A 26393-nucleotide genomic window follows, 5' to 3' on the forward strand; every position below is an offset into this window, starting at 1 on the left:
ACGACTGCTCAGGATTCCGGCTATCCGAGGTATGCGGAGATGAGGGCGAACAGTGCAAACCCTGCGGTGAGAAAGATCGGTTCGAGACGGCTGGTCTTTGTCTCGTGAGCCTCGGTAATCATCTCCTCGACCACGACGCTGGTGAGCACTCCGCCCGTCAGCGCAAGAACCGACAACGTGATGATCTCCGGGGCATCGCGAAGCGCGAAGTAGCCGAGAGCGGCGCCGAGCAGAATCGGAAGAGCAAAGCTGAGCGACATAAGTATCCGCGTCCTGCGCGCCACGCCGGCGCTTCGCAGTGTCGCGGCCGCGGCGAATCCTTCCGGAAAATCAGCGGGAACCTGCCCCACCGCGAGGAGCAGACCCAGGGCGGGGTTGAGGATCGAACCGGTGCCGATCATGATGCCGTCGCTGAACAGGTCCAGGGCGACTCCGGCGAAAATTGCCGACGGACCCATGTTCGTGCCGTTGTTGCCGGATCGTGCGCGCACATATCTGATGCCTTGCTCGACGCCGAGAAAGGCGAGGCCGCCAACCGCGAACGACACAATGGGGATCCAGGGCTGACCGGCCTGCAACGCCTCGGGCATGAGTTCGAGCCCGACCACTGCGAGGACAATACCTGCGGCCAGGTGTAGCGCGAGGCTGAGGGTGCGGTCAGAAGCTCGGAACACCTCTGCGGTGAAGCCACCAAGAAGGTTGCCTACGGCGGGTAGCGCCGCGAACGCGAGAACGAGCAGGAACTCCGTCATAAGCGATCGGTCGCCCTTCCTGTTAGGCACAGCTTCGCGGTTCTCGACCACTGGCGTGTGGCCTCGTCACTCGCGAGTCTGCCAGCGCCCCGACCCCTGCGGGGTCACGCAGCGTGCGGCGACTGCGTCACCCGCTGCCTCGCACCGGGTGTCGTTCCCTTCAAGGTGACTGCGCGAGTTCGGGTCCTCGCCGTTGGTTACGAGACGACTCGCACCGTACGCGTGGTCGGACCGCGAGGCGTGAGCAAACCGGTTTTACTCGTTCTTTACTCACTCACGGCTCCCGGGAATGAGAGAAGCCCCGCGATCCCAGTGTTTCCAAGGGTTCGCGGGGCTTCGACGCTGGCGGTGACGGTGGGATTTGAACCCACGGTAGGGGGTTACCCTACACAACTTTTCGAGAGTTGCACCTTCGGCCGCTCGGACACGTCACCGCCGAAGAGTTTACGCGACTCCCGGCCGCGCCGCGAATCACCGGCGTTCACCGGCTCTGCCGGCGCCTCACCAGGGTGCGGCCACCTGCGCGTGGGCGCGCAGCAGCCCCTCCGTGGCGTCCGCGGGCGCACGGCCGCAGCCGCACTCGGTCGCGACCCCGAAACGATCGACGAAGCGGGAGGCGGTCGCGATGCGCCGCGAGGCGCCCTCGGCGCCGTCCTCGCGATGGACCAGGCCGAGGTAGAGCTCGGTCTCAGCAGGCAGCGCCAGCTCGCGCAGCGGCTCGAAGTACGCGTCGTCGTCACGCTCGATCGGCACCGGCATGTGCAGCCAGGCGATCGGGCGGGGGGATGCCGCGAACAGCCCGTTGGCGAAGCGCACCAGGTTCGCGGTGTCGACCGGCTCGACGAAGTGCTTCTCGCCGGCATCCCCGTAGCAGAGGTGGAACCCCACCTCGACGTCGGCGGGCACCCGCCCGGCCTGCTCGGCCGAGCGGGCGGTGAGACCGGACCAGACCTCACCCCACCATGGCTCGACAGCCCCCTTGCCCCTCGCGGCGTAGTCCGCCTGCTCGATGATCTGGAACTCCACGGCGTTGTCCCACTGGATCGCCAGGTCGTCGTGCGGGATCGCCGCGGCGATCGCGTCGAGCTCGCGGAAGAGCGCCGCGCGGTACACCGGCTCGATCGCCGCGCGCTGCTCGGGCGGAAAGAACGCGCCCACGACCGCGACCGACGTCGGCAGCGAGACCTGGAAGCGCACACCGGCGGGCACGACGCCCTGCTCACGCAGTCCGGCGAACACGTCGTACGACGCGATCGCCGCGGCGGCGTAACCCAGCGGCGGCAACTGGATGGATGCGGCATCCACCCCGTCCGCGACCCGCAGGGGCCGGGCGTCGAGGCCCTGCACCCTGATCGGCTCGTCGCCGACGCGCTCGATGCCGGCGGCCCGGGCCAGCACGTCGGGTTGGAAGAGGATCCAGTGGAAGCGATCGCCGACCTCTCCGTCGGGGATGCGCTTGAGCGCGCCGCCGAGCAGCTCGGCGGCGGCGCGGATGGTGGTCTCGGCATCCGGATAGTTGACGCTCCCCACGAGGAGCGCACCTTGCGGCTGCGGCGTACCGTGCGGCTGTGACATGGTGTGTTCGCCTTCGGACTCGGGCGGAAGCCTGCCGACTTCCGCGCATGGTGGGAAGTCGCAGTCCGTGCCCCGAGGGGCGCGAGGCTTCGCGTCAGCCTGCGAACACCCCCACCGTGCCACCGCGTCCGGCGCAGCTCAAGCATCCCGACACGACCGGTAACACTGGCGCGTAGCGAACGACGGCCCCGGGCAGTGCGTGCACGACTAGGTTGGGCGGGTGAGTGCACCCCTGACCCGCCGCGAACGGCTCGTGCTGGCCATCGCGGTGCTCGCGTCGTTCGTCGCGTTCCTCGACGGCACGATCGTCAACGTGGCACTTCCGGCCATCCGCGACGAGCTCGGCGGCGGCCTCGTCACCCAGCAGTGGGTCGTGGATGCCTACCTCATCACCCTCGGGGCGCTCATCCTGCTCGCGGGGTCGGTCAGCGATGCGTACGGCCGCGTGCTCGTGATGCGCATCGGGCTGATCGGTTTCGCCGCGGCATCCATCGCCATCGCCGCGGCCCCAGACCCGCTCGTGCTGATCATCGCCCGCGCCGCGCAGGGCGCCGCCGGCGCCTTTCTCGTGCCGAGCTCGCTCGCGCTCATTACCTCGACCTTCCGCGGCGCCGCGCAGGGACGCGCGATCGGCATCTGGACGGCGATGACCACCGGCGCCATGGTGGCCGGCCCCCTCATCGGCGGGCTCTTCGTCGACCTGCTCTCGTGGCGCCTGGCGTTCCTCATCAACGTCGTGCCCATCGGCATCACGCTGTGGCTGCTCGTCCGTCTCGACGCGCGGGAGGTGCGCCGGCCGGATGCCGCGATCGACTGGCTCGGGGCGGCCCTGTGCACCCTGGGGCTCGGCGGCACCGTGTTCGCCCTGATCGAGCAGCCGAACCTCGGCTGGCAGCATCCGGGCATCTGGATCCCGCTCGTGCTCGGCCTGACGCTGTTCACCCTGTTCCTGCTCCGCCAGCGCACGACCCGCTCACCGATCCTGCCGCTGGATCTGTTCCGCGCGCGCAACTTCTGGACCGGCAACGTCGCCACCACCTTCGTCTACGCCGCACTCGCCCTGAACGGCTTCGTCGTCGCGGTCTATCTGCAGCAGGGCGCGGGGCTCAGCGCGACGCTCGCGGGACTCGCCGCGCTGCCGATCACGATCATGATGATCCTGCTCAGCTCGGCGGCGGGGACGCTTGCAGGCAAGTGGGGGCCCCGGCTGTTCATGACGGTGGGACCTCTCATCATGGCCGGCGGCTCGCTGCTGCTGCTGTCGGTCGCCGAGGATTTCAACTACTTCACGCAGGTGCTCCCGGGCCTGCTCGTGTTCGGGCTCGGGTTGGCGATCACCGTCTCGCCGCTCACGTCGGCCATCCTCGGCGCGATCGAACCGGAGCGCTCCGGCATCGCCTCGGCGACCAACAACGCGATCTCGCGGGTGGCGGGCCTGCTGGTGATCGCCATGCTCGCGGCCATCCTCGGCGGCGCCCTCGACCTCGACGGCTTCCACCGCGCGGCGATCGTCACGGCCGCCCTCATGGCGATCGGCGGGGTCGTCTCGCTGTTCGGCATCCGCAATCCGCGCCGGGAGGAATCGTCCTCCCCCGCCTCCGCCGCACGGGGCGGGCCTACCGGCTGACGGGGCACCCTGGAAGACTGATCGCATGACCGTGATCGAGAACTCCAAGCTGACGGTCGTCGGCGCCGGCAGCGTCGGCGCCAGCACCGCCTATGCGGCCCTCATCCGCGGCTCCGCGCGCCACGTCGCGCTCTACGACATCGCCACCGAGAAGGTGGATGCCGAGGTGCTCGACCTCGCTCACGGCACCCAGTTCACGGGCTCGAGCGACATCACCGGCGGCAGCGACATCTCGGTGGTCGAAGGCTCGCACGTCGTCGTCATCACCGCGGGCGCCAAGCAGAACCCCGGGCAGACCCGCACCGATCTGGCGGGCGTGAACGCCGGCATCCTGACCTCGATGATGCCCCGGCTGCTCGAGGTCGCGCCCGACGCGATCTACGTGATCGTCACGAACCCCTGCGACGTGCTCACCGTGCTCGCCCAGGAGGCCACGGGGCTGCCACCCGAGCGCATCTTCGCCTCGGGCACCGTGCTCGACACGTCCCGGCTGCGCTGGAAGCTCGGCGACCGAGCCGGCGTATCGACCTCGAGCGTGCACGCCTACATCGTGGGCGAGCACGGCGACACCGAGTTCCCGCTGTGGTCGACGGCGACGATCGGCACCGTGCCGATCCTGGACTGGGAAGCGGGCGGGCGTCCCCGCATGAGCGCCGACGAGCTCGACGGCATCGCGACCGACGTGCGCGACGCCGCCTACACCGTCATCCGCGGCAAGGGCGCCACCAATTACGCGATCGGGCTCTCGAGCGCGCGCATCGTCGAGGCGATCCTGCGCGATGAGCACGCCGTGCTGCCCGTGTCGACCGTGCTTCGCGACTTCCACGGCCTCGACGGCGTCGCCCTCTCGGTGCCGTCGGTCGTGAACGCCCGCGGCGCCTTCCCCATCCACGGCACCACCTTCTCCGAGAAGGAGTGGGCGCAGCTGCACGCCTCGGCCGACGCGCTGCGCACGGTGTCGGACACCCTGCGGAGCCGACCATGACCTACCTCACCTCCCAGGCCCTCGAAGAGACCGGGTACGTCCTCCTCGACCCGATCGGCGCGTTGCCGGATGCCGCGGAATGGCTCGATCTGGAATACACCGGCTGGCGATCGGCGGGCGTCACCCGGTTCGCACCGCTCGCGAGCTACTCGGGAGATCTCGACTGCAACGGGTTCTGGAACCACACGCCGCCCCGCACCGACAAGGACGGGGTGTGGGTGACCGAGCAGGTCGAGAGGGCCCCGACCCTCGCCCGCCTCGCTCAGGAGCCGGGCGCGAACATCGGCCGGTGCCGCGTGGTCGAACTGCAGTCCAACTCCTACGTCGACGCCCTCTACAACCTGCATCAGGACGACAACAACCGCCTCAACCCGCCGGGCACCGGGTGGGTCGTGCGCGGATACCTCAACCTCACCGACGACCCCGACTCGGTGCTGATCCTGCGGGAGGACCGACTCGATGCCGGCAGCGAGGTGCGCCTGCCCCTCTCCGCCGGCTCACGGATCGTCGTCGACACGCAGCGCTTCTGGCACGCCGTCTGGCACCCGGGCCCGGCTCCGCGCTACGCCCTGGTCGTCTCGTGGACCTCGGGCCCCGAGCTCGACGCCTACATCGCCGAGAACAACGGCACCGCGCACCCGGAGCAGCGGCGGCTCGATCCCGCGTTCGTCGAGGCGGCCCAGCGCGACATGGTGCGACGGCTCGAGGAGCGCCGGCGAACCCTCGCCGGCTTCGACGCCGTGTTCACGGCGGGTCCGATCCACCCGGTCTAGGTCAGCGGATCCCGGCCGCGCCCCGTCCGCCGGCGATCGCGCCGACCAGCTCCTTGGTGTACGGATGAGCGGGCGATGACAGGATGCTGTCGGCGTCGGCCTGTTCGAGGATGCGCCCGTCCTTCATCACGGCCACCGCGTCGGAGACCTGGCGGATGACGCCGAGGTCGTGCGAGATGAACAGGTAGGTCAGCGAGAACTCCGCCTGCAGGTCGACCAGCAGCTGCAGGATCTGCTCCTGCACCGACACGTCGAGGGCCGAGACAGGCTCGTCGAGCACCATGAACTCGGGCCGCAGGGCGAGGGCCCGCGCGATCGCGACGCGCTGACGCTGTCCACCCGACAGCTGCGCGGGCCGGCGATCGAGCATCTCGGGCGCGAGCTTGACGTGCTCCACCAGCTCGCGCGTCAGCTCGCGACGCGAACCCCGGTCGCCGATACCGAAGGCGCGCAGCGGCTCGCCCACGATCGCCCGCACGCTCATGCGCGGATCGAGGGACCCGAACGGGTTCTGATAGACCACCTGCATCCGTCGACGCAGCTGGCGCAGCTTCTCTCCCCGCCACGCGGTGATGTCGTCGCCGTCGAATCGGATGCTGCCACTGTCAGCCTCGATGATTCGTGCCACCATGCGCGCGGTCGTGCTCTTGCCCGAGCCGGACTCGCCCACGATCGAGAACGTGGTGCCTCGCGCGATCTGGAACCCCACTCCGTCGACGGCCGGGGCAGCGCCCCCGCCGAAGGTCTTCACGAGCCCCTCGGCCTGGAGGAACGGCGCGCGGGGGTCACTCCCGTCGGCACCGTCAGTCGCTCCCGCACGGGGTGCGGTGCGGGCGAACAGTCCCGCGCCCGCGCCCTGGCCGGCGCGCGGCGTCAGACGCCGGCTGTTCAGCCCGGGCGCGGCATCCACCAGCTTGCGGGTGTACTCGTGCGTGGGCTGATCCAGCACTTCGCGCGCGGCTCCGCTCTCGACGACGACGCCGGCCTGCATGACGACGATGCGGTCCGCGCGATCGGCGGCGACGGCCAGGTCGTGCGTGACCAGCACGACGGCGGTGCCGTGCGTGCGGGCCAGCTGCTGGATGCGGTCGAGCACGTGTCGCTGCACGGTCGCGTCGAGCGCGCTGGTGGGCTCATCGGCGATCACGAGCTCGGGCTCGCACGCCCAGGCGATGCCGATGAGCACGCGCTGGCGAAGACCGCCCGACAGCTCGTGCGGATACTGGCGAGCGCGCCGTTCGGGGTCGGGGATGCCGACTTCGGCGAGGATCTGCACGGCCCGCTCGTCGGCGCGCGAGCGGTCCATCGGCATGTGACGGCGCAGCACCTCGGCGATCTGCTCGCCGACCCGCAGGAGCGGGTTGAGGCTGTTCGACGGGTCCTGCGGCACGAAGCCGATGCGGTCGCCCCGCACGCTGCGCATGCGCCGCGTCGGCAGCGAGAGCATGTCGAGGCCGTCGAACTCGACGGACCCCGCGCGGACGTGCGCCTCGTCGGGAAGCAGCCGTACGAGCGCGCGCGCCAGCGTGCTCTTGCCCGAGCCCGACTCCCCCACGACGGCGAGGATCTCGCCGCCGGCGACGTCGAAGCCGACGCCCCGGACGGCCGGCGTGCCCCGCCGGCGGGTGCCGTAGTCGATCCTCAGGTCACGGACCGACAGGAGTGCGGCGCTCACTTGTCACCACCGATCTGTCGGGCGACGCCGTTGACGGCGAGCACCACCACGAGGATGACCGCGCCGGGCAGCAGGCTCAGCCAGGGAGCGGTCGCCACGAAGTCGCGCCCCTCCGAGACGAGCGAGCCCCACTCGGGCGCGGGCGGCTGTGCGCCGAAGCCGAGAAAGCTCAGGGCCGAGACGGCGAGGATCGCGATCGCCAGTTCGAGGGAGGCCATCGCGATCACGGGGCGGGCGGCGTTGGGCAGCACGTGGCGGGCGAGGATCGTCGGCGCGCGCACGCCGAGGGTCGCGGCCGCCTCGATGTACTCCTCGCTGCGCACGCGCAGCACCTGCGCCCGCATCACGCGCGCGAACGCTCCGGCGGTGCCCAGCCCCACGCCGAGCGCCACGGCCACGGGTCCGAACCCGAGCGAGGCGACCACGATGAGGGCGAGCAGGATGCCGGGGATGGCAATGAGCACGTCGACGAACCGCATGAGGAAGAAGTCCACCCGCCCACCGGCGTAGCCGGTGATCAAGCCCGTGACAGCGCCCACGGTGACGCCCGCGACGACCGCGAGGCCGGCCGCCAGGATCGACAGCCGGGCCCCGTAGATCACGCGGGAGAAGACGTCGCGCGCCAGGTGGTCGGTGCCGAACAGGTGCTCCGCGCTCGGGGGCGCGAGCCGTGCGCTGCCGACCGAGTCGTAGGGGTCGTAGGGCGCGAGCAGGGCGGGCGCGACGACGGCCACCGCGGTGAGCAGCAGCACGACCAGCGCGAGCAGCGTCGCCGGGCGCTTGAGCAGGCTCATCGGGGAACCTCCGGAAGGGTGGGCGTCGACGAGGCGCCCCGCACGCGCTGGGCCGAGGCCAGCCGGGTGCGGGTGCGGGGATCGATGATGCCGTAGAGGGCGTCGACGACGAGGGTGGTGAGCGCGTACACGACGGCCACGACGATCGCGACGCCGGTGATGACGTTGATGTCTCGCGTGAGCACGGCATCGACGGTGAGGCGCCCGATGCCGTCGCGCGAGAAGACCGTCTCGACCACGGCCGTGCCGCCGGCCAGGTACCCGACCTGCAGGCCGATGATCGTCACGGCCGGCAGCAGGGCGTTGCGCAGCACGTGGTGGCTCAGCACGCGCGCCTGCGACAGGCCCTTGGCGTTCGCGGTGAAGACGAACCCACTGCCGCCGGCGTCGAATACGGCCGCCGAGAAGACCTGGAAGAAGATCGCGCCGGTCAGCAGCGCGAGCGTCACGGCCGGCAGCACCACGCTGGCGAAACCGCTGGTGCCGGATGCCGGGAACCAGCCGAGTCCGAACGCGAAGACGCTGATGAGCACGAGACCGCTGAGGAACGCCGGGATCGCGATGCCGAGGGGCGGGATCTGCATGACCGTGTCACGCACCCAGCGCGGTCGGGCCAGATAGGCCACGACCGTGAAGACCAGGGCGCCGACGAATCCGAGGATCAAGGCCAGCACGGCGACCGCGGCGGTGTGCGGCAGCGCCCGCGCGATCATCTCCGAGACCGGCTGTCCGGTCGCGATCGAGACGCCGAGGTCGCCGCGGAACAGCGCCAGGAAGTGCGAGACGTACTGCCACCACAGGGGCCCGTCGAGGCCGTACCGCACCCGGAGCTCCTCGAGGAGCTCCGGGTCGGTGGTGGTGGCGTCCCCGCCCTTGATCGCGAGGGCCGCGAGGACGGGATCACCGGGAAGCGCGTGGATCAGCAGGAACGTGACCGTATAGGTCGCCCACACCACGAACAGTGCCTGCAGGACCTTCGGGTAGACGAACGAGAAGATCGTCCTCGCCCTCGAGGGAGGGGAAACCGCTGATGCCACGCGCTGTGCTCCGATGTCGGCTAGCCGGCGGCCGTCACGCGCGTGTCGTAGAGGTGCACGCGCGACGCCGAGTCGAACGTGAGCCCCTCGACCCCGGCGCGCGAGGCGTGCAGCTGCACGGTCTCGAGCGTGGGGATGACGTACGCGCTCTCGGCGACGTGCTGCTGGATCTCGTCGACGATCTGCTGCCTCGCCTCGGGATCGGCGGTGCGCGCCTGCTCCACCAGCAGCGCCTCGAGCTCCGCGTCGTCGACGATGCCCCACCGCGAGGGGGAATCGTCGGACAGCAGCACGCGCAGCACGTCGGGGTCGGTGCGGGTCAGTCCCGCACCGAGCAACTCGTAGTCGCCGCTCGCGATGGCGCCGAAGAAGTCACCGGCCGCGACCATGTTCAGCTGCAGGTCCACGCCGATCTCGCGCAGCTGGATCTGAGCTGCCTCCAGCACGTCCTGTGCATAGAACGCGGTCACCGTGGCCGTGAGCGTCTCACCGTCGCGCGTGCGGATGCCGTCGTCGCCGAGCTCCCAGCCGGCGTCCTCGAGCAGCTCGACGGCCCCCTCGGGGTCATAGGCGATGATGTCCTCCTGGCTGGTGTAGCCGGGGGTCGACGACGTCAGCACGCTCGTCGGCGCCTGGCCGCTGGCCGAGCCGGCGATGACGTTGATCTGCTCGAGGTCGAGACCCTTCATGATGGCCTGACGCACGGCCTCCTCGGCCACGACGCCCTGTGTCGTGTTCGCGATGAGCGCGTTGGGCACCCCCGGGTTCGCCGCGGCGTAGAGGTGGTACTCGTCGGTGTCGAAGCGGGCCTCGTCGACGTAGGGCAGGTCCTGGATGATGTCGAACTCGCCCGACGAGAGCCCGCCGGTGCGCACGCTCGCCTCCTCGATGATGGGGAAGGTGACCGACTCGAGGTAGGCGTCGCCCTCGTGGCCGCGCAGGCCGGAGGCCCAGTCATAGCCCTCGCGCGCGACGATCTCGACCGAGTCGTTGGGCACGTAGGACTCGAGCACGAACGGGCCCGTGCCGACGAGCGCCTGGCAGCGGTCCTCGGGGGTGGCGGCGGCGGTGTCGGCCGAGACGATGCCGAGCGACATGGTCGTCGCGCCCTGCAGGAACTGCACGTTCGGCGCCGAGAAGTTGACGGTGAACTCCGTGTCGCTGACCACGTCGGTGCCCGTATACCCCTCGATGTACGCGCTCGCGAGCGACGCGGACGCACCCATCTCGGCGATCGCATCGAGGTTGGCGGCGACGACATCCGCCGTCAGCTCGGTGTCGTCGCTGAAGGTGACGCCCTCTTCAAGCGTGAAGGTGTAGGCGGTGAGGTCGTCGTTGCTGGAGAACTCGGAGGCGAGCCACGGCACGATCTCGCCGGTGGCGGGGTCCTGGTCCAGCAGCGAGTCGACGAGCTGACGGCCGACGTTCAGCGACGTCGTGACCGACGACTGCTGGGGGTCGAGGCATACGGGGTCCTCTTTGAGGGCGAAGGTGACGTCCTGCGGTACGTCTTCGCTGGGGCCGTCGGCGGTGTCGCCCGCCGAGCATCCCGCCAGAGCGGTGATGACGGCCAGCGCGCCCGCGGGCGCGGCCAGATACCGCAGTCTGCGGCGGGGGGTGCTACGCATGTGATCTCCTCGGGTGGTGGTCATTCCGGCAGGGCGCCGGAGACGACGACGCCGCGTGCGACGACGGCGACGATGTTCTCGGTGGTCAGCTGGTCGATGTCCTCCCACGGACGGCCCTTCACGACCACGAAGTCGGCGGCGAGGCCGGCCGTGAGCCGGCCCACGGTGTCGCCCATCCGGATCGCGTCGGCGGCGTCGGAGGTGCCCGAGCGCAGAGTGCGCTCCGAGCTCCACGAGAACGCGTGGCGCATCAGCCGCAGCTCGTCGAGCTGCTCCCCGAAGGTCACGAAGATCCCGTTGGCGTCGGTGCCGAGAACGAAGCGGATGCCGGCGGCGCTGGCCGAGGCGAAGTTCGCGTCGCGCTCGTCCACGACCGCGCGGCCCTTGGCCTGCGCCTCGTCGCTGACGGGGATGCGCCGTTCGGCGATCGCGTCGTTGATCAGCAGCGTGGGCGCGACGGGGATGTTGCGCTCCAGCATCCGCTCCCAGTGCCGCTCCTCGATGCCGGTGCCGTGCTCGATCGAGTCGACGCCGAAGTCGAGCGCGATGTCGACGCCCTCCGCCGTGTGCGTGTGGGCGGCGACGAGGAACCCGAGGGCGTGGGCCTCGTCGACCGTCGCGGCGATCTCCTCGCGCGTCTGGTTGCGCCAGCCGACCTTGTCGCCGACCGAGAGCACTCCGCCGCTGGTGAAGATCTTGATGCCGTCGACGCCGGCTCTGGCCCACTGGCGCACGAGCTTGCGGCATTCGTCGGGAGAGTCCGCCACGGGCCCGCGATGCGGGTAGTGGGGCGGCGTGAAGAGGTCGCCGTGGCCGGCCGTCATCCCGACGGCGCCGTGCACGCGGATGCGGGGTCCGGGGATCAGCTCCGCGTCCAGGGCGCGCGCAGCCGCGAGCTGCACCTCGGAACCCGAGAGATCGCGCAGTGTGGTCACGCCGGCGGCCGCGGCCTTGCGAGCGTGTGCGACCACGTGCAGCGAGCGCTCGGGGGCAGGCGTGATCAGCGGCCACGTCGCCCAGTCGACCGACCCGGAGCCGGCATAGCTGTCGAAGTGCACGTGCGTGTCGACGAGACCGGGGATCACCGAGTACTCGGGGGACTCATCCCGTTCCTTCGCGTCGAGCGCCGTGAGGCGGCCGTCCGACCAGGTGATCGACCCGACGCCCCGGTAGGCGTCGCCATCCCAGACGGCCACGCCCTCCAGTCGCTTCTCTGCCGACATGTCACTCCTCGGTCGCTGCCCACGGGCCAGGACCGGGGCGGGGCAAATGGAACCGGAGACCCGCATCCGCGCGCCTCCGGTACCCTCAGAATACCCGCCCGCCGAGGGCACCCATCGACAAGTGATCTGTTCGCGCCGAAAAGTTAACAAGCGGGAAACAGCGGCACGGTTGACTCAGAGCCTCGACAGTGCGCTCCGATCCGGGGCAGCGGCGCTTCGGGATGCCGGACAGAACGACAGACGGCGGCATCCACGGCACCGGTCTTGTCGACAAGCCGGACCGCCGGCCGGAAAGGACAGCATGCACCTCACCGAGGTCACCAGCGGCCGCCGTCTCGTGCTGGCACTCGAGCCGGGCGACGAGGTGCTCACCGCCATCGCGGCGGCCTGCCGCGAGCGCGGCGTGGCGCAGGCGGCGATCGTCGTGCTGAGCGGCGCGCTGCGGTCGGCGCGGCTCATCGCCACCCACGAGCCGATCGACGACCCCGAGGCTCCGCTCGCCGACGAGATCGAGGTGCGCTATACCGAGGGCATCGGCTCGGGCACGGTGTCCTCCGACGACGCGGGCCAGTACACCGTGCACGTCCACGTGGCCCTCGGCGAGAAGGCGGACGGCGCGCGGGCGACCGCGGGCCACCTGCTGCACGCCGTCACCCACTACGTCGTGGAGGTCGTGCTCGACGAGATCCTCACGCCGCGCCTGACGCGGCGTGCGTCCGAGGCCACCCACGGCATCCCCGCACTGAGCTTCGAGGATGCACGATGACCGGCTACGCCCCGCTCCCCCGCCCGCGGCACGAGCCCGACGTCGCCGACGAGACGCAGCGGCGCGTGCACCACGAACTGCTGCGGCTGGTGCGCGAGGCGGCGCAGACCCGGTCGCCGATGCCGGGCGAGCTCGAGCTCACGACGCGCATCGACTGCACGCGTCAGCAGCTGCGAAACGCGATGTCCGATCTGGAGTCGCACGGCATCGTGCGCCGACGGCAGGGCGCCGTGACGACGGTCGACCCGATCGCGCTGCGGATGAGCGTGCGGCTGGAAGAGCAGTACGAGCATGCGGAGCTGCTCGATCGCATGGGATTCCGCTCGCAGGTCGACGTGCTGGCCTCGCGCACCGGCCCCCTGCCGGCCGCGGCGGCGGCGGTGATGGAGCTGCCGACCGACACGCCCTCGGTGAGCGTGCGCAAGAGATGGTGGGCCGACGAGCAGGTCGCCATGATCGCCGACGACGTCGTTCCCGTCGACGGCCCCACGCCGTTCGACCCGAACGAGTCGATCTTCACGGTGATCTCGCGAGTGTGGGGCGAACCCGTCGTGTGGGAGGTCACGACGCCCGGTGTTGCCGTGCTCGACGACGAGATGGCGGGCCTGTTCGAACGCCCGGCGGGAAGCCCCGTCATGACGCTCGAGCTGATCGGCATCGGCGCCAGCGGGCGGCGCCTGCTGCACAGCGTCGAATACCACGCGCCCGACGTGGTGTCGTACTCGCTCGTGCGCACCGTGCGACCGCCGTGGAGCACGGCCTGAGGCGACGGTGCCGGCGCCGGCGCCGGCGCGCTCAGCGGCGGACGTACTCGGCGAGTTGAGCGAGGGATGTCTCGAGGGCGGCGACGTGGTCGTCGGCCCGGATGCCATCCGGCACGTTCTCGGCGCGCACGAGCGCGCGCGTGCTCATCCCCTCCGCGCTGAGCTCCCACGTCATCGTCATCGTGCCCGCGAGCGCTGAGTCGTCAGTGGCGAAGCCCACCTCCTGCACGACTCGCACGCCGGGCACCACTTCGATGAAGCGTCCCTCGACGACGTCGGAGTCCGCCGTCGTCTTGCCGGGGTCGCCGGTGGCGTCGGCGTGCGTGAGCACGACGCGGTATGCGCCCCCGGCCTTCGGCTCGAACTGCTCGACGCGGGCGGTCATGCCCTCCGGCGGCAGCCAATGCGGGACGGCGTCGGCGGTGACCAGGGCACGATACACGCGCACCGCCGAGGCGGGGATCAGCAGAGAGGCTTCGTCGGTTCGCGCCATCACCCCACGCTAACCGGCGAGGGCGCTCGCCGACACCCCGCTCGCCGTGCTCCACGCGCGGCGGCGACCCTGTGTCGCCGGTGCCGCTTACCCTCGACGTATGGTCACCCGACGCGCCGCCCCCGCCGCCTACACCTGCACCGAGTGCGGCTGGACGGCGGCCAAGTGGGCGGGGCGATGCGGCGAATGCCAGCAGTGGGGGACCGTCGTCGAGGCCGGTGCGCGCACCGGCGTGCTGCGTGGATTCTCGGCCGTCGCGCCCGCGAACGATCGCACCGCGCGCCCCATCACGCAGTTCACGACGACCGACTCCCCGCGCCGGGCGAGCGGTGTCGGCGAGTTCGACCGGGTGCTGGGCGGCGGCATCGTGCCGGGTGCCTCCATCCTGCTCTCGGGGGAGCCCGGTGTCGGCAAATCGACCCTGCTGCTCGAGGTCGCGGCCAGGTCGGCCCAGGCCGGCCGCCGCGTGCTCTATGTCAGCGCCGAGGAGTCGACATCGCAGGTGCGGCTGCGGGCCGAGCGCACCGGCGCCCTGCACGATGAGCTGTTCCTGGCGAACGAGACCGATCTCGCGACGCTGATCGGTCAGGTCGATGCCGTCGAGCCGGCACTGCTGATCGTCGACTCGGTGCAGACCGTGTCATCGTCGTTGAGCGACGGACTCGCCGGGCATCCGAGTCAGGTGCGCGAGGTCGCCGCGACGCTCATCCGCATCGCGAAGGAACGCGACCTGCCCGTGATCATCGTCGGGCACGTCACCAAAGACGGCTCGATCGCCGGCCCTCGGCTGCTGGAGCACATCGTCGACGTGGTCTGCCACTTCGAGGGCGACCGGCAGACGGCGCTCCGGTTCATCCGCTCGCTGAAGAACCGGTTCGGCCCCACCGACGAGGTCGGCTGCTTCGAGATGACCGGCGACGGAATCGCCGAGGTGCCCGACCCGAGCAGGCTGTTCATCGGCACGGGCGAGCCGGTCAGCGGCACGTGCATCACGGTCTCGATCGAGGGGCGCCGCGCCCTGCCGGTCGAGGTGCAGGCGCTCGTCATCCCCTCCTCGACACCCAACCCCCGCCGCGTCGTCAACGGCGTCGAGACCTCTCGCGTGGCGATGATCCTCGCCGTGCTCGAGCGACGCGCGGGGCTGCGGCTGGCCGACCGCGACGTCTATGTCTCGACCGTGGGCGGGGTGCGACTCGCCGAGCCCGCGGCCGACCTGGCGATCGCGCTCGCCATCGCCAGCGCCGCGACCGACGGCGCCCTCCCGGCGCGCATGGCCGCATTCGGCGAGCTGAGCCTGTCGGGCGAGGTGCGCCCGGTGCCCGACGGCCCGCGACGCCGCGCCGAGGCCGGGCGCCTGGGCTACCGAGCGCTCCTCGATTCCTCCGCGGGCGACCTGCTGCAGACGCTGCGTACCGCCGGGGTCAGGGGTCTGCGCGGCGACCCTGCGGGGTAGGTCTCCGGGGCGGTCTCGCTCAGTCCGCGAGTGCACCGATCAGGTCGTCGGGCGCGGCCTGCATCGGGTGGGGACCGGCGATGTCCAGAAAGACGGTCGTGATGGTGTCGCGGTGGGTGCGCAGGAAGGCCAGCAGCCAGCCGGGCGACTGCAGGCCGACGGCGGGGGGCAGGTTCGCCGGCTTGTTCGTCGCGTCGCTGAACAGCAGCAGGGCCACGTCACCGGTCGCGGGGTCACGGAAGGTCCACACCTCACCGGTGTCGAGCGGGTTGTCCTTCGCCGCCGGCTTCATCAGCGGCACGACAGTGTTGCCGTTGCGCAGCGCGAGGGCGACGGCCGCCATGTCCTGCTTCGCCAGAGCCTCCGCCAGCGCCTCGGAGCGGAAGGTCAGTCCGCCGGTGCCCTTGGTGCTCTTCTTCTTCCTGGATGCCGCAGCCATCCCCCCAGGCTAGCCGCGGCCGCATCCGACCCCGCCGGCTGGCGAGATCAGTAGAGGAAGATCTGCTGCGACGTCGTCGACTCGATCCCGCCGATCGACACGTCCACGTGATACGAGGCCCCACCGCCGGGCGCCTGCGGGCGATCGCCGTCGCAGGTGCCGACCGACGATCGCGTGCGGTCCCAGACGACGGGCTCGGCGCTCTCGACCTCCTGGCCGGCATCCAGCGTGACCGTCAGGTCGCTGGGTTCGGCCTGACAATCCGTCGAGCGCCACCAGGTGTCGCTGCCGCTCGTGACCGTGAAGGACTGCTGGGTCGTGCCGACGTTCATCGTGCACGGCGCCGCGCTGTCGTTCGTCAGCCGGATCTTCAGCTGCGGCTGCTCCCCCGCGGCGTAGCTCTCTTTGTCGGTGACCGCCTCGACCGACACTTCGGCCGCCGAACATGCCGCGATCTGGAGCTCGTCCTCGGCCTGCGCCGTCGGTTCGTCCGACACCTCGGGAACGGCGTCGCCGGGATTGCCCGTGGGCTCGTCCTCGACCTGCGCGCCCGTGGGCGCCTCGGAGGCCGTGACGGTCGGCGACGGAGTCGCCGATGGCTGCGGCGACGAGCCGGAGGAAGCCTGACCGCTCCAGGGCTGCGCGATCAGCAGCCATACGAGCAGCGCGACCGCGATGACGGCGAGAACGAGCGCGAGCCTGCGGCGGCGGTACACCGCGGGCGAGTGGCGACGACGGCGCCGGGGCTCCGAGCTCATGGCTCCAGGGTACGTCGGGCGTCTTCACCCGCCCCGCAGGCCACGCGCTCTCAGACGAGAGGTTTCAGCATCCGCGTGTTACCCAGCGTGTTCGGCTTCACGTGCGCGAGGTCCAGGAACTCGGCGACGCCCTCGTCAGGGCTGCGCAGCAGCTGCGAGTACACGTCGGGCGGCACGATCTGCTCGCCGATCGGCTCGAAGCCGCGGCGACGGAAGAACTCGACCTCGAAAGTCAGGCAGAACAGGCGGGCCAGGCCGAGCTTGCGGGCGTCCTGCTCGAGGCGGTCGACGATGGCGTGGCCCACCCCGCGGCGCAGCCAGTCGTCGGCGACGATGAGGGTGCGCACCTCACCGAGGTCCTCCCACATGACGTGCAGCGCGCCGCATCCGACGAGGCGTCCGGTGTCGTCTTCGGCCACGACGAACTGCTGCACCGACTCGTACAGCACCACGAGGTCTTTCCCGAGCAGGATGCGCCTCTGCACGAACGGCTCGAGGATCTGCTGGATGCCGCGGATGTCGGGCGTCCGCGCCGCCCGCACCGTGAACTCTGCCATCCGCCCAGCCTATTGCGCGGCCCTCTCCCCCGAGCATGTCCCACCTTTTCAGCCTTCCCGGCGCCGGAGGGATGAAAAGGTGGGACATCTACGGCGGGACGACGAAGAGCGGATGCCGCAGCATCCGCTCTTCGTTGTTTCGCGTCGTCGTCGGCGCAGGCCGCCGCGTCAGTCGGCCGCGGCGATGTCGGGCGTCGCGGCGATCTCGCCCGCGGTCCCAACACCCACGGCGACCTTGTCGCCGCGCGGGGCGGTCTCGATCTGGAACTCGCCGTTCTCGGCGTGCACCTTCACGTGGTCGCCGGGGTTCAGCTCCCCGTGCAGGATCTTCTCGCTCAGCCGGTCCTCGACCTCGTGCTGCATCGCGCGGCGCAGGGGCCGGGCACCGAGGGCCGGGTCGAAGCCGATCTCGATCAGCCGCTCCTTGGCCGCCTGCGACAGCTCGATCGTCATGTCGCGGTCGAGCAGCCGGTCGGCGAGGCGCTTGGTGAACAGATCCACGATCTGCACCAGCTCGTCCTTCGTCAGCTGCGGGAACACGATCACGTCGTCGAGACGGTTGAGGAACTCGGGCTTGAAGTGCCGCTTGAGCTCTTCGTCGACCTTGCCCTTCATGCGGTCGTAGCTGGTCTGCGAGTCGCCCTCGACCTGGAACCCCACCGGGCCGCCGGCGATGGCCGACGAGCCGAGGTTGGTCGTCATGATGATGACCGTGTTCTTGAAGTCGATGAGCCGACCCTGACCGTCGGTCAGGCGACCTTCTTCCAGGATCTGCAGCAGCGAGTTGAAGATGTCCGGGTGTGCCTTCTCGATCTCGTCGAAGAGCACCACGGAGAACGGCTTGCGCCGCACCTTCTCGGTGAGCTGGCCACCCTCTTCGAAGCCGACGAAGCCCGGAGGGGCACCGAACAGACGCGAGACGGTGTGCTTCTCACCGAACTCCGACATGTCGAGCGAGATCAGCGCGGCCTCGTCGTCGAAGAGGAACTCGGCGAGCGCCTTGGCCATCTCCGTCTTTCCGACGCCCGTGGGGCCGGCGAAGATGAACGAGCCCGAGGGACGCTTGGGGTCCTTCAGCCCGGCGCGCTGACGCCGGATGGTCTTCGCCAGGGCCGAGATCGCCTCTTCCTGTCCGATGACCCGCTCGTGCAGCGCCTTCTCCATGAAGACGAGGCGGCTGGTCTCCTCCTCGGTCAGCTTGAAGACGGGGATGCCGGTGGCCTGTGCGAGCACCTCGGCGATCAGGCCCTCGTCGACGACGGCGTGCGTGGCGACGTTTCCGGCGCGCCACTGCTTCTCGAGCCGCAGCCGCTCGGCGAGCAGGGACTTCTCCTCGTCGCGCAGGTTGGCGGCCTTCTCGAAGTCCTGCTCCTCCGAGGCCTCTTCCTTCTGCTCGCGCACGTTCGCGATCTTCTCGTCGAACTCGCGCAGCTCGGGCGGGCTCGACAGGATCGACAGGCGCAGACGGGCACCGGCCTCGTCGATCAGGTCGATCGCCTTGTCGGGCAGGAAGCGGTCGGCGACGTAGCGGTCGGCGAGGTTCGCGGCGGCGACGATCGCGCCGTCGGTGATCTGCACCTTGTGGTGCGCCTCGTACCGGTCCCGCAGACCCTTGAGGATGTTGATCGCGTGGGGCAGGCTCGGCTCCGCAACCTGGATCGGCTGGAAGCGACGCTCGAGCGCGGCATCCTTCTCGAAGTGCTTGCGGTACTCGTCCAGCGTCGTGGCGCCGATCGTCTGCAACTCGCCCCGGGCGAGCAGCGGCTTGAGGATGGATGCCGCGTCGATCGCACCCTCGGCGGCACCCGCACCCACGAGGGTGTGGATCTCGTCAATGAACACGATGATGTCGCCGCGCGTGCGGATCTCCTTCGTGACCTTCTTCAGGCGCTCCTCGAAGTCGCCGCGATAGCGGGACCCCGCGATGAGAGAGCCGAGGTCGAGGGAGTAGACCTGCTTCTCCTTCAGCGTCTCGGGCACGTCGCCCTTCACGATCGACAGCGCGAGACCTTCGACGACGGCGGTCTTGCCGACGCCGGGCTCGCCGATCAGCACCGGGTTGTTCTTCGAACGGCGCGAGAGGATCTGCATGACCCGCTCGATCTCCTTCTCGCGCCCGATCACCGGGTCGAGCTTGTTGTCGCGCGCGGCCTGCGTGAGGTTGCGGCCGAACTGGTCGAGCACGGCCGAGCCGCCCTGCGGCGCCTGCTGGCCCTCGTGGGCGGCACCGCTCACGGCGGCCGGCTCCTTGCCCTGGTATCCGCTCAGCAGTTGGATCACCTGCTGGCGCACCTTGTTCAGGTCGGCGCCGAGCTTGACCAGCACCTGGGCGGCGACACCCTCGCCCTCGCGGATGAGTCCGAGCAGGATGTGCTCGGTGCCGATGTAGTTGTGGCCCAGCTGCAGCGCCTCGCGCAGCGACAGCTCGAGCACCTTCTTGGCGCGCGGGGTGAAGGGGATGTGGCCGGTGGGCTGCTGCTGACCCTGGCCGATGATGTCCTGCACCTGCTCGCGCACGGCATCGAGCGAGATGCCGAGGGACTCGAGCGCCTTGGCTGCGACCCCCTCGCCCTCGTGGATCAGCCCGAGCAGGATGTGCTCGGTGCCGATGTAGTTGTGGTTGAGCATCTTCGCCTCTTCTTGGGCGAGTACCACCACACGACGGGCACGGTCGGTGAATCTCTCGAACATCTCTTGACTCCTCGGCGTTGGCCGTGGCGCCACTCCTGGCGCATTACATCGAGGTTAGCCAGCCGATGGATGCTGTGTGCCCGTGTTCGCCGTGGGCGTGACGTTCGCCCGAGCTTGACGACGCGATCGAGGCGGCCTATCGTTTTTCGATAACAACGACTATCGATATGGAGGTCAGTGGATGCCATCGACGAAACAGAACCGGCGCACGCTCTCGACCGGCGACCGCGTCGCGCTGATCGCGATGATGGCGGCCGGAGCCGCCTTGGCCGTGTGGGCGGTGGTCGCCGCGATCGGACGCATCGTCGAGGTGCTCTCCGAGGAGCCGGTCGACGTCCTCGCCGAGTTCGTCGACACTCCCGCTGCGGCACCGATCGGAGTGAACGGCGCCGAGGTGGACGTCGCTCTCGACAGCGCCGTTCTTTCCGTTCCGGACCTGCCGGCGGTGTCCGTCGGCGCGATCGTCATTCAGCAGGTGCTGATGGCCGTGGCCGTGCTCATCGTGGTGGCGTGCCTGCTGCTGCTGGCCCGCGGCGTTCTGCGCGACAGCGTGTTCACCCGCATGAACACGGCGCTCGTGACCACGGCGGGGATCACGGCCCTGGTCGGCGCCGCCGCGTACCCCTTCTTCGGCAACATGGCGGCGAACGGAGCGTTCGCGGCGGTGTCGGACAGCACCTTCGACAGCGTGGTGATGACCATCGACCTCGGCACTCTGCTCGCACTCGCCTTCGTCGCCGCGCTCGCATCGACGGTGTTCACCGTCGGGGAACGGCTGCAGCGCGAGACAGAGGGGCTCGTGTGAGCCCGGGCGCGGCGGATGACGGGCCCTCCGGCATCCACTGCCGTCTCGACGAGCTGCTCGCCGAACGCGGCATGACGCTGACACGACTGTCCGAGCTCGTCGGGGTGTCGATGGTCAACCTGTCCGTGCTCAAGAACGACCGGGCCCGCGCGATCCGCTACTCGACGCTGTCGGCGATCTGCCGGGCGCTCGAATGCGAGGTCGGCGACCTGCTCGTCGTCGCCGACTGACCGTCGCGTCCCGCTCCGGGGAACGCTGCTTCATCCGACGCACTTTGCGGGTCAGCGGCATCCGCACCCGCATCTTGTGACGGATGACGGGGCCTCCGCCCGCCCTCGTTCCTTCATCCGGCGCACCTCGCGGGTCGGATGCATCCGCACCCGCAATCTGCGTCGGATGAAACGCCGCTCAGAGCGCGCCCGCACCTCCCGCGCCGTGCGTACCCGCTGCACCACGACGCCCGGCATGGCGAAAATGTGCCTGTTGGTGGCGCGCACCACGCGCCATCCCTCCTCGGCCAGCCGGTCCAGGCGGTCGATGTCGGCGGCCCACTGCCTGGCGTCGGTGCGGTGATGCTCGCCGTCGTACTCGATCGCGATCTTGAGCTCGGGATACGCGAGGTCGACGCAGGCGACGAATCGACCGAGCTCGTCGAGCACATCGTGGTCGAGCACGGGCTCGGGCAGCCCCGCATCCACCAGGCTCAGACGCAGCCACGTCTCGCGACGCGATGCCGCTCCCGTCCGCAGCCGCGGCAGCGCGGCGCGCAGAGCCCGGATGCCGGGGCGCCGGCCCGCCGCAACCGCTGCGGCGAGCTGCTCGATTCTCGCGTACGCCGGCCGCTGCGGCCTCTGGTACCCGCCGGGCATGCGGGGCACGCGGATCAGGTGATCGCCGGCCGCGACGAGGTCGTACGGATGCGGGAGCTCCGCGCCGAGCATCGCCCACGTCGTCGCGGGGCTCGCCACCGGCAGGCTGTACTGCGCGTGGGTCGTCGCTGACGCGAGCGCCGGCGACACCTCGTGACCGCGCACCCCGCGACCGCGCGGCCCCCGGCCGGGCGAGAACACCCCGACGTCGAGCACGTCCGTGATCATCGCGTGCGGCAGCGGCACGCCCCACAACACAGCCGCCGTCAGGTGCGTGAAGAACACCCCGGCCGGCATGCGGACCGCGTACTGGCGAGCGCGTTCACACACCCGCTCCTCGACCCGACCCGCACGTTCCCCCGAGGCGGCCCGCACACCGAAGAAGGGCCTGTCGAGGTCGCGGGCCCGCAGCCGCGACGGCGGGACACCGGCCTCACGGGCGCCGGCGACCGAGAAGGCGCGGCCCAGGTGGCCGGGAAGCTCGCTGCGCTGCACCCCCGCAGTCTCTCCCCGCGCGGGCGAAAGCCCCGCGGATTATCCACAGCCCGCCCCGGCCAGGTCGGCAGCGGCGTCGTTCATCCGACGCAAATTGCGGGTCGGCGGCGTACGCACCCGCAAAGTGCGCCGGATGAAGGGAGGACGGGAAGCGACAAGGCTAGCGACAAGGGCAGCGGCGCGAGGCGGGAGCGCAGCGGAGCGGGTGGTGCTGACCGCCGTGCCGCCGCGTCAGTTCGCGCCGTAGACGGGGATGCGGGTGCCGTCGAACTCGTCGCCGACGAGCACCGCGGTGACGCCTCCGCGCTCTTCGAGTCCCTCGACGCTCACGAGCTCGGGACGCGGGACCACGTCCATCGTGCAGATCTGGTCCTCGGGCGGCGTCTCGAAGGTCACCGTCACCTCGGCGGGCCCCGTCGCCACCACCGAAGAGATCACCGGGATGCACGTCGACGACCCCCACGTGAGCAGCACGAAGACGCCGTCCTCATCGGCCCACCCCGCGCTCGGGAGGTACTCCGTCATCCCCGACGGGTCGAGCCCGGGCACGCCGTCGAGCGAGATCTCACCGTCGATGCCGCCCCCGGTCACCTCGATGGCGAGGTCGAGCGCGGGATCCACGCCCTCGGGCACGTCCACCAGCGTGATCCGCGGCGCGTAGTCGGCCGTGCACGGTTCGTCGGCCGGCGGCTCGGCGAGCTCCACCACGAGGGTGCCGTCATCGAGCACGGTCGTCTGCTCGACTCCGGGAACGCAGGTCGAGCTGCCCCACGTGACCAGGCCGATCATGCGGCCCTCGTCGAGCCAGGCCGCGTCGGCCTCGATCTCGGCCGTCTCACTGGGCGCTGAGCGCGACTCGGTCGGTTCGCCGCCCGGGGCGGATGCGCACCCCGCGAGCGCGGCGATGAGCATCAGACCGCCTGCGGTTGCCGCCGCCCGCCGTCTGTCCATCGGTTCCTCCCGTGCGGACCCCGCAGCCCTTGTCGCCGGCATCCCGCGCGCGGCGCCGATCGCCGTTGACCGGCGCCGCACGGGGGTCTTCACCCGGTTGGGGGTGGTTCGCATTCCCTCGTGGATGCCGGATGTCGGGCCCTGAGCATCCACTCATCCCATCCTCACCCCGAACGGCCGGCCCGAAGATGACGTCCCGATAACGATCCGGGCGGAGTGCCGCCTACTGCAGGGCCGAGGTGAGCCGCGCGAGGTTGTCGAGCACCGTGGAGCGCAACGGCTGCTGACTCCACTCCTCGAGGGTCAGGCGACGCGACAGCGACCGGTACCGGTCCTCGACCTCGCGCATCTCGGAGACGAATTCGCTCCCGCGCACGAGCAGCGAGATCTCCATGTTCAGACCGAAGGAGCGCATGTCCATGTTGCTCGACCCGATGACCGCGACCTCGTCGTCGATCGTCAGGCACTTCGAGTGCAGGATGAACGGCCGGCGGTACATCCAGATCGTCACGCCCGCCTTGAGCAGCGCCTCGTAGTAGCTGCGCTGGGCGTGATACACCATCGCCTGATCGCCCTCCTCCGAGACGAACAGCTCGACGTCGAGCCCCCGGTGGCAGGCGCTCGTGACGGCCAGGAGCAGCGACTCGTCGGGCACGAAGTAGGGACTGACGATCACGATCTTGCGTTCGGCAGCGTGCATCAGCCCCAGGAAGAGCTTGAGGTTGTTCTCGGCGTCGAATCCCGGACCCGAGGGAACGATCTGCGCGTCGAGATCGCCGGGACCGGCGCGCAAATCCTCCAGGTCGAACTCGGCGGTCAGCGCCTCGCCCGTCTCGGCGTACCAGTCGGTGAGGAACACGGCGTTCACGCTCGGCACGATCGGCCCGTCGAGGCGCACCATCAGGTCGACCCAGTGCAGCCCGCGGCGGATGTTCTTCTTGAGGTTGTAGGTCGAGTCGGTGAGGTTCTGCGAACCCATGAACGCGACCGTGCCGTCCACGACGAGCAGCTTGCGGTGGTTGCGCAGATCGGGGCGCTGCCACTTGCCCTTGAGCGGCTGCACGGGCAGCATCAGCTTCCACGCGGCGCCCATCGCATCCAGGCGCCGCAACGTCTTCTTGTAGAAGGGCTTTCCGCGATTGGCCCAGTGATCCAGCAGTACCCGCACCGTCACGCCTCGCGCGCAGGCCTCCTCCATCGCGCGGAAGAAGTTGTCGGTCGCGGCATCCGTCTGCAGGATGTAGAACTCGACATGCACGTACTCCCGGGCCCCGCGGATGGCTTCGGCCATCGTGTCGAGGCTCTCCTCGTAGTTCGCGATGAGGTGGGCGGCGTTGTCACCGGCGATCGGCATCGCCCCGAGGTTGCTGTTCATGCGCACCAGGTTCGTGAACCACACGGGGGCGTTCGGCCGCAGCGTGCCGAAGTCCAGGTCCTCGGTGCGTTCCTGGATGAATTCGTTGATGCGATCCTGCTCGCGGCGGCGATGCCGCGGGAGCTTGGGGTTGCCGATCAGGAAGAACAGCAGCAGCCCGATGATCGGGATGAAGTAGATGGCGAGCAGCCACGCCGTGGCCGACGTCGGGCGCCGGTTTCGTGGGATGACGATGATCGCCCAGACGCGGATCGCGAGGTCGAAGACCAAGAGCGCGAGCACCGGCCATGTGATGTCGATGTCGAGGACGAGCACGCACTTCCCTCCGCTGATTCATGTTCAGCGTAGCGGCGGCGTCAGTGCGGCGCGGGGACCTGGTCCGGCGCGGGGGGAAGCCCGCGCTTTCGGCGCTGCTCCGCCTCGATCTGGGCGTAGACGCGACGCTCGGTGCGATCCATGCGCAGGATGCTGCGCAGGACGAAGAAGAACACGACCGACACCGCGATCGTCGGCAGCAGCGCCCAGGCCACCGCCATCCAGTTCTCGTCCACGTTCCCAGGATACCCGTGCTCGCTGTGACCCGCCCTCCCCAGGTGCTCTTTCTCGAGCCACGCCCCCGGATCGGACCTTTCCCGTCCGGCCGCATCCGGCCGCGGCTCAGCCTTGAGTGCATGCAGACGGTCATCACCGCCGCGGATGCCGCGGACTTCCTCGCCCTCGTCCCCTCCCTCGCCGGCTACCGGCCGACCGACAGCGTCGCGCTCGTGCTGTTCCGCGGCACCCGCACGGCCGGCGTCATGCGCTTCGACATCGCCGCCTTCGCCGGCCCGGAGGCCGAGCGCGCCGCCGCCACGGCGATCGGCATGGCGTGCCGCGTGGACCGTGTCGACGGCATCGCCGTCGTGGTCTACACGGACGCCGCCTACCGCGACCGCGCATCGGATGCCGTCGCCGGCAGGCAGATCGTCGACGCTCTCGACGTGCGGGCCGACGCCTGCGGCCTGCGCCTCGTGGACGCCCTGTGCGTCGCCGGCGACGCGTGGGGCTCGTACCTGGACCCCACGACACCGCGTGCAGGACGGGACCTCGCCCTGCTGGCGGGCCGGGAGGGCGACATCCCTCTGCCCGCGCCGCGGGGCGATCACCACACCGGCGCCTGCCTACCGCCGCGCGACCTGGCCGAACGCGAGAGGGTCGGGATCGCGCTGCGAGCGCTGGATCGGGTGACCCGACTGCTCTGGGGCGGGCGGACGGAGCGGGGCGATGGCGCCGAGGCAGCTCTCCCTGACCGGCCGGCCGGCGGCGAGCCGGCCGAAGACGACGCGGCCGAGGACGGGACCGACGATGCCGCGCGCCTGGATCCGCGGGCCCTCGCGGCAGCCGCGGTGCTCGATGATGTGCCGATGCTGTTCGAGGACGTGCTGCGGCGGGGCGGGGGGCATGGCGCAGCGTCGTGCCCCCAAGAACTGGAGCCGTTCGAGGCGGCGGCGCTGATCTGGTGCCTGTCGCGCCCCGCGCTGCGCGATATCGCGCTCGTGCTGATCGGCGCCGACATCGACACGGCCGACCGCGCCGCGCAGGCGCAGCTGCGCTGGGAGAGCGGCGAGGAATACCCCGAAGACGTCGCCGAGATGATGTGGGGCGACGGTCCGGCACCCTCGCCGGAGCGTCTACACGCGGGTCTGCAGCTGGCGCGGATGCTGGCCGCGATCGCCCCGCGCCCCCACCGCCCCGGGCCGCTCGCGTCGGCCGCGTGGCTGAGCTGGGCGGTGGGTCTGTCGACGCATGCGGCATGGTATGCCGAGGAGGCGATGAAGATCGAGCCGGAGCACGGGCTGGCGCGCATCGTGATGACGATGGTGGGCGCCGGCCACCTGCCGGCTTGGGTCTTCGACCGCCGCTGAAGCG

The 26393-nt window shown here is 70.4% G+C and carries 25 protein-coding genes and 1 tRNA gene; 9 read left to right on the forward strand and 17 right to left on the reverse strand.

What is annotated here, in order from left to right; translation table 11 throughout:
• Positions 1–20 precede the first annotated feature (20 nt).
• From M4I32_RS13370 to M4I32_RS13380, 3 genes are all read right to left on the reverse strand, one after another.
• Positions 21–752 (reverse strand): ZIP family metal transporter, encoded by a 732-nt coding sequence (locus M4I32_RS13370; RefSeq protein ID WP_319034981.1) that lies wholly within the window; start codon positions 750–752, stop codon positions 21–23.
• 343 nt (positions 753–1095) lie between these two features.
• Positions 1096–1186 (reverse strand) — tRNA-Ser (locus tag M4I32_RS13375).
• A gap of 67 nt (positions 1187–1253) precedes the next feature.
• Positions 1254–2327, reverse strand: a complete 1074-nt coding sequence (locus M4I32_RS13380) for a hypothetical protein (protein WP_319034982.1) — start codon at positions 2325–2327, stop codon at positions 1254–1256.
• Positions 2328–2547: 220 nt separating this feature from the next.
• Between M4I32_RS13380 and M4I32_RS13385 the strand changes: the two genes are divergently transcribed.
• The 3 genes from M4I32_RS13385 to M4I32_RS13395 are packed head-to-tail and all read left to right on the forward strand — an operon-like array spanning position 2548 to position 5712.
• Entirely contained in the window at positions 2548–3954 is a 1407-nt protein-coding gene (locus tag M4I32_RS13385; RefSeq protein WP_319034983.1) for an MFS transporter, read from the forward strand.
• 25 nt (positions 3955–3979) lie between these two features.
• On the forward strand, positions 3980–4939 hold the full coding sequence (locus tag M4I32_RS13390; RefSeq protein WP_319034984.1) for an L-lactate dehydrogenase: 960 nt from the start codon (positions 3980–3982) through the stop codon (positions 4937–4939).
• The gene (locus M4I32_RS13395; RefSeq protein ID WP_319034985.1) at positions 4936–5712 is read left to right on the forward strand and encodes a hypothetical protein; all 777 of its coding nucleotides are present in this window, start codon (positions 4936–4938) and stop codon (positions 5710–5712) included. The genes M4I32_RS13390 and M4I32_RS13395 overlap by 4 nt, the downstream gene beginning before the upstream one ends.
• A gap of 1 nt (position 5713) precedes the next feature.
• Here the strand turns inward: M4I32_RS13395 and M4I32_RS13400 are convergent, their stop codons facing one another.
• Genes M4I32_RS13400 through M4I32_RS13420 form a run of 5 tightly spaced genes read right to left on the reverse strand, consistent with a single transcriptional unit; the run spans position 5714 to position 12069 of the window.
• A complete protein-coding gene (locus tag M4I32_RS13400; protein ID WP_319034986.1) occupies positions 5714–7387 on the reverse strand; it encodes an ABC transporter ATP-binding protein in 1674 nt (557 codons plus the stop codon).
• Positions 7384–8181: an ABC transporter permease gene (locus tag M4I32_RS13405; protein ID WP_319034987.1), complete on the reverse strand. Its 798-nt coding sequence runs from the start codon at positions 8179–8181 to the stop codon at positions 7384–7386. Before M4I32_RS13405 ends, M4I32_RS13400 begins: the two co-directional genes overlap by 4 nt.
• A complete protein-coding gene (locus M4I32_RS13410; RefSeq protein ID WP_319034988.1) occupies positions 8178–9218 on the reverse strand; it encodes an ABC transporter permease in 1041 nt (346 codons plus the stop codon). The genes M4I32_RS13405 and M4I32_RS13410 overlap by 4 nt, the downstream gene beginning before the upstream one ends.
• 20 nt (positions 9219–9238) lie before the next feature.
• Positions 9239–10846, reverse strand: a complete 1608-nt coding sequence (locus M4I32_RS13415) for an ABC transporter substrate-binding protein (RefSeq protein WP_319034989.1) — start codon at positions 10844–10846, stop codon at positions 9239–9241.
• 20 nt (positions 10847–10866) lie between these two features.
• Positions 10867–12069 (reverse strand): amidohydrolase family protein, encoded by a 1203-nt coding sequence (locus M4I32_RS13420; RefSeq protein WP_319034990.1) that lies wholly within the window; start codon positions 12067–12069, stop codon positions 10867–10869.
• 301 nt (positions 12070–12370) lie between these two features.
• On the opposite strand from M4I32_RS13420, the gene M4I32_RS13425 reads away from it, so the two are divergent.
• Positions 12371–12835: a PPC domain-containing DNA-binding protein gene (locus M4I32_RS13425; RefSeq protein ID WP_319034991.1), complete on the forward strand. Its 465-nt coding sequence runs from the start codon at positions 12371–12373 to the stop codon at positions 12833–12835.
• The gene (locus M4I32_RS13430) at positions 12832–13599 is read left to right on the forward strand and encodes a GntR family transcriptional regulator (protein ID WP_319034992.1); all 768 of its coding nucleotides are present in this window, start codon (positions 12832–12834) and stop codon (positions 13597–13599) included. Before M4I32_RS13425 ends, M4I32_RS13430 begins: the two co-directional genes overlap by 4 nt.
• Before the next feature lie 31 nt (positions 13600–13630).
• Here the strand turns inward: M4I32_RS13430 and M4I32_RS13435 are convergent, their stop codons facing one another.
• Complete coding sequence (locus M4I32_RS13435) at positions 13631–14092, reverse strand: SRPBCC domain-containing protein (protein ID WP_319034993.1); 462 nt, start codon at positions 14090–14092, stop codon at positions 13631–13633.
• Positions 14093–14192: 100 nt separating this feature from the next.
• Between M4I32_RS13435 and radA the strand changes: the two genes are divergently transcribed.
• Entirely contained in the window at positions 14193–15545 is a 1353-nt protein-coding gene (gene radA, locus M4I32_RS13440; protein WP_319034994.1) for a DNA repair protein RadA, read from the forward strand.
• Between the two features lie 19 nt (positions 15546–15564).
• Here radA and M4I32_RS13445 read toward each other — a convergent pair whose 3' ends face one another.
• From M4I32_RS13445 to M4I32_RS13460, 4 genes are all read right to left on the reverse strand, one after another.
• Positions 15565–15984 carry a dehydrogenase gene (locus tag M4I32_RS13445; protein ID WP_319034995.1) on the reverse strand — a complete coding sequence of 140 codons (420 nt, stop codon included), beginning with the start codon at positions 15982–15984 and terminating at the stop codon, positions 15565–15567.
• 47 nt (positions 15985–16031) lie between these two features.
• Entirely contained in the window at positions 16032–16742 is a 711-nt protein-coding gene (locus tag M4I32_RS13450; RefSeq protein WP_319034996.1) for a hypothetical protein, read from the reverse strand.
• A gap of 50 nt (positions 16743–16792) precedes the next feature.
• Positions 16793–17299, reverse strand: coding sequence for an amino-acid N-acetyltransferase (locus M4I32_RS13455; RefSeq protein ID WP_319034997.1), 507 nt, complete (start codon positions 17297–17299; stop codon positions 16793–16795).
• A 168-nt stretch (positions 17300–17467) separates the two neighbouring features.
• The gene (locus M4I32_RS13460; protein WP_319034998.1) at positions 17468–19990 is read right to left on the reverse strand and encodes an ATP-dependent Clp protease ATP-binding subunit; all 2523 of its coding nucleotides are present in this window, start codon (positions 19988–19990) and stop codon (positions 17468–17470) included.
• 181 nt (positions 19991–20171) lie between these two features.
• Here M4I32_RS13460 and M4I32_RS13465 point away from each other — a divergent pair, with 181 nt between their 5' ends.
• Positions 20172–20795, forward strand: coding sequence for a hypothetical protein (locus M4I32_RS13465; RefSeq protein ID WP_319034999.1), 624 nt, complete (start codon positions 20172–20174; stop codon positions 20793–20795).
• Positions 20792–21025, forward strand: a complete 234-nt coding sequence (locus M4I32_RS13470) for a helix-turn-helix transcriptional regulator (protein ID WP_319035000.1) — start codon at positions 20792–20794, stop codon at positions 21023–21025. Before M4I32_RS13465 ends, M4I32_RS13470 begins: the two co-directional genes overlap by 4 nt.
• A gap of 51 nt (positions 21026–21076) precedes the next feature.
• On the opposite strand, the gene M4I32_RS13475 is transcribed toward M4I32_RS13470, so the two are convergent.
• The 4 genes from M4I32_RS13475 to M4I32_RS13490 all read right to left on the reverse strand — a co-directional run bounded on the left by M4I32_RS13475 (position 21077) and on the right by M4I32_RS13490 (position 25036).
• Entirely contained in the window at positions 21077–22159 is a 1083-nt protein-coding gene (locus M4I32_RS13475) for an endonuclease domain-containing protein (RefSeq protein ID WP_319035001.1), read from the reverse strand.
• Positions 22160–22390: 231 nt separating this feature from the next.
• On the reverse strand, positions 22391–23263 hold the full coding sequence (locus tag M4I32_RS13480; protein WP_319035002.1) for a hypothetical protein: 873 nt from the start codon (positions 23261–23263) through the stop codon (positions 22391–22393).
• A gap of 70 nt (positions 23264–23333) precedes the next feature.
• The gene (cls, locus tag M4I32_RS13485; RefSeq protein ID WP_319035003.1) at positions 23334–24800 is read right to left on the reverse strand and encodes a cardiolipin synthase; all 1467 of its coding nucleotides are present in this window, start codon (positions 24798–24800) and stop codon (positions 23334–23336) included.
• A 41-nt stretch (positions 24801–24841) separates the two neighbouring features.
• A complete protein-coding gene (locus tag M4I32_RS13490; protein WP_319035004.1) occupies positions 24842–25036 on the reverse strand; it encodes a hypothetical protein in 195 nt (64 codons plus the stop codon).
• Between the two features lie 120 nt (positions 25037–25156).
• Between M4I32_RS13490 and M4I32_RS13495 the strand changes: the two genes are divergently transcribed.
• Positions 25157–26389 carry a DUF4192 family protein gene (locus M4I32_RS13495; protein ID WP_319035005.1) on the forward strand — a complete coding sequence of 411 codons (1233 nt, stop codon included), beginning with the start codon at positions 25157–25159 and terminating at the stop codon, positions 26387–26389.
• The last annotated feature ends 4 nt before the right edge of the window (positions 26390–26393 follow it).

The organism is Microbacterium sp. LRZ72 (assembly GCF_033792225.1).
Classification (GTDB): domain Bacteria; phylum Actinomycetota; class Actinomycetes; order Actinomycetales; family Microbacteriaceae; genus Microbacterium.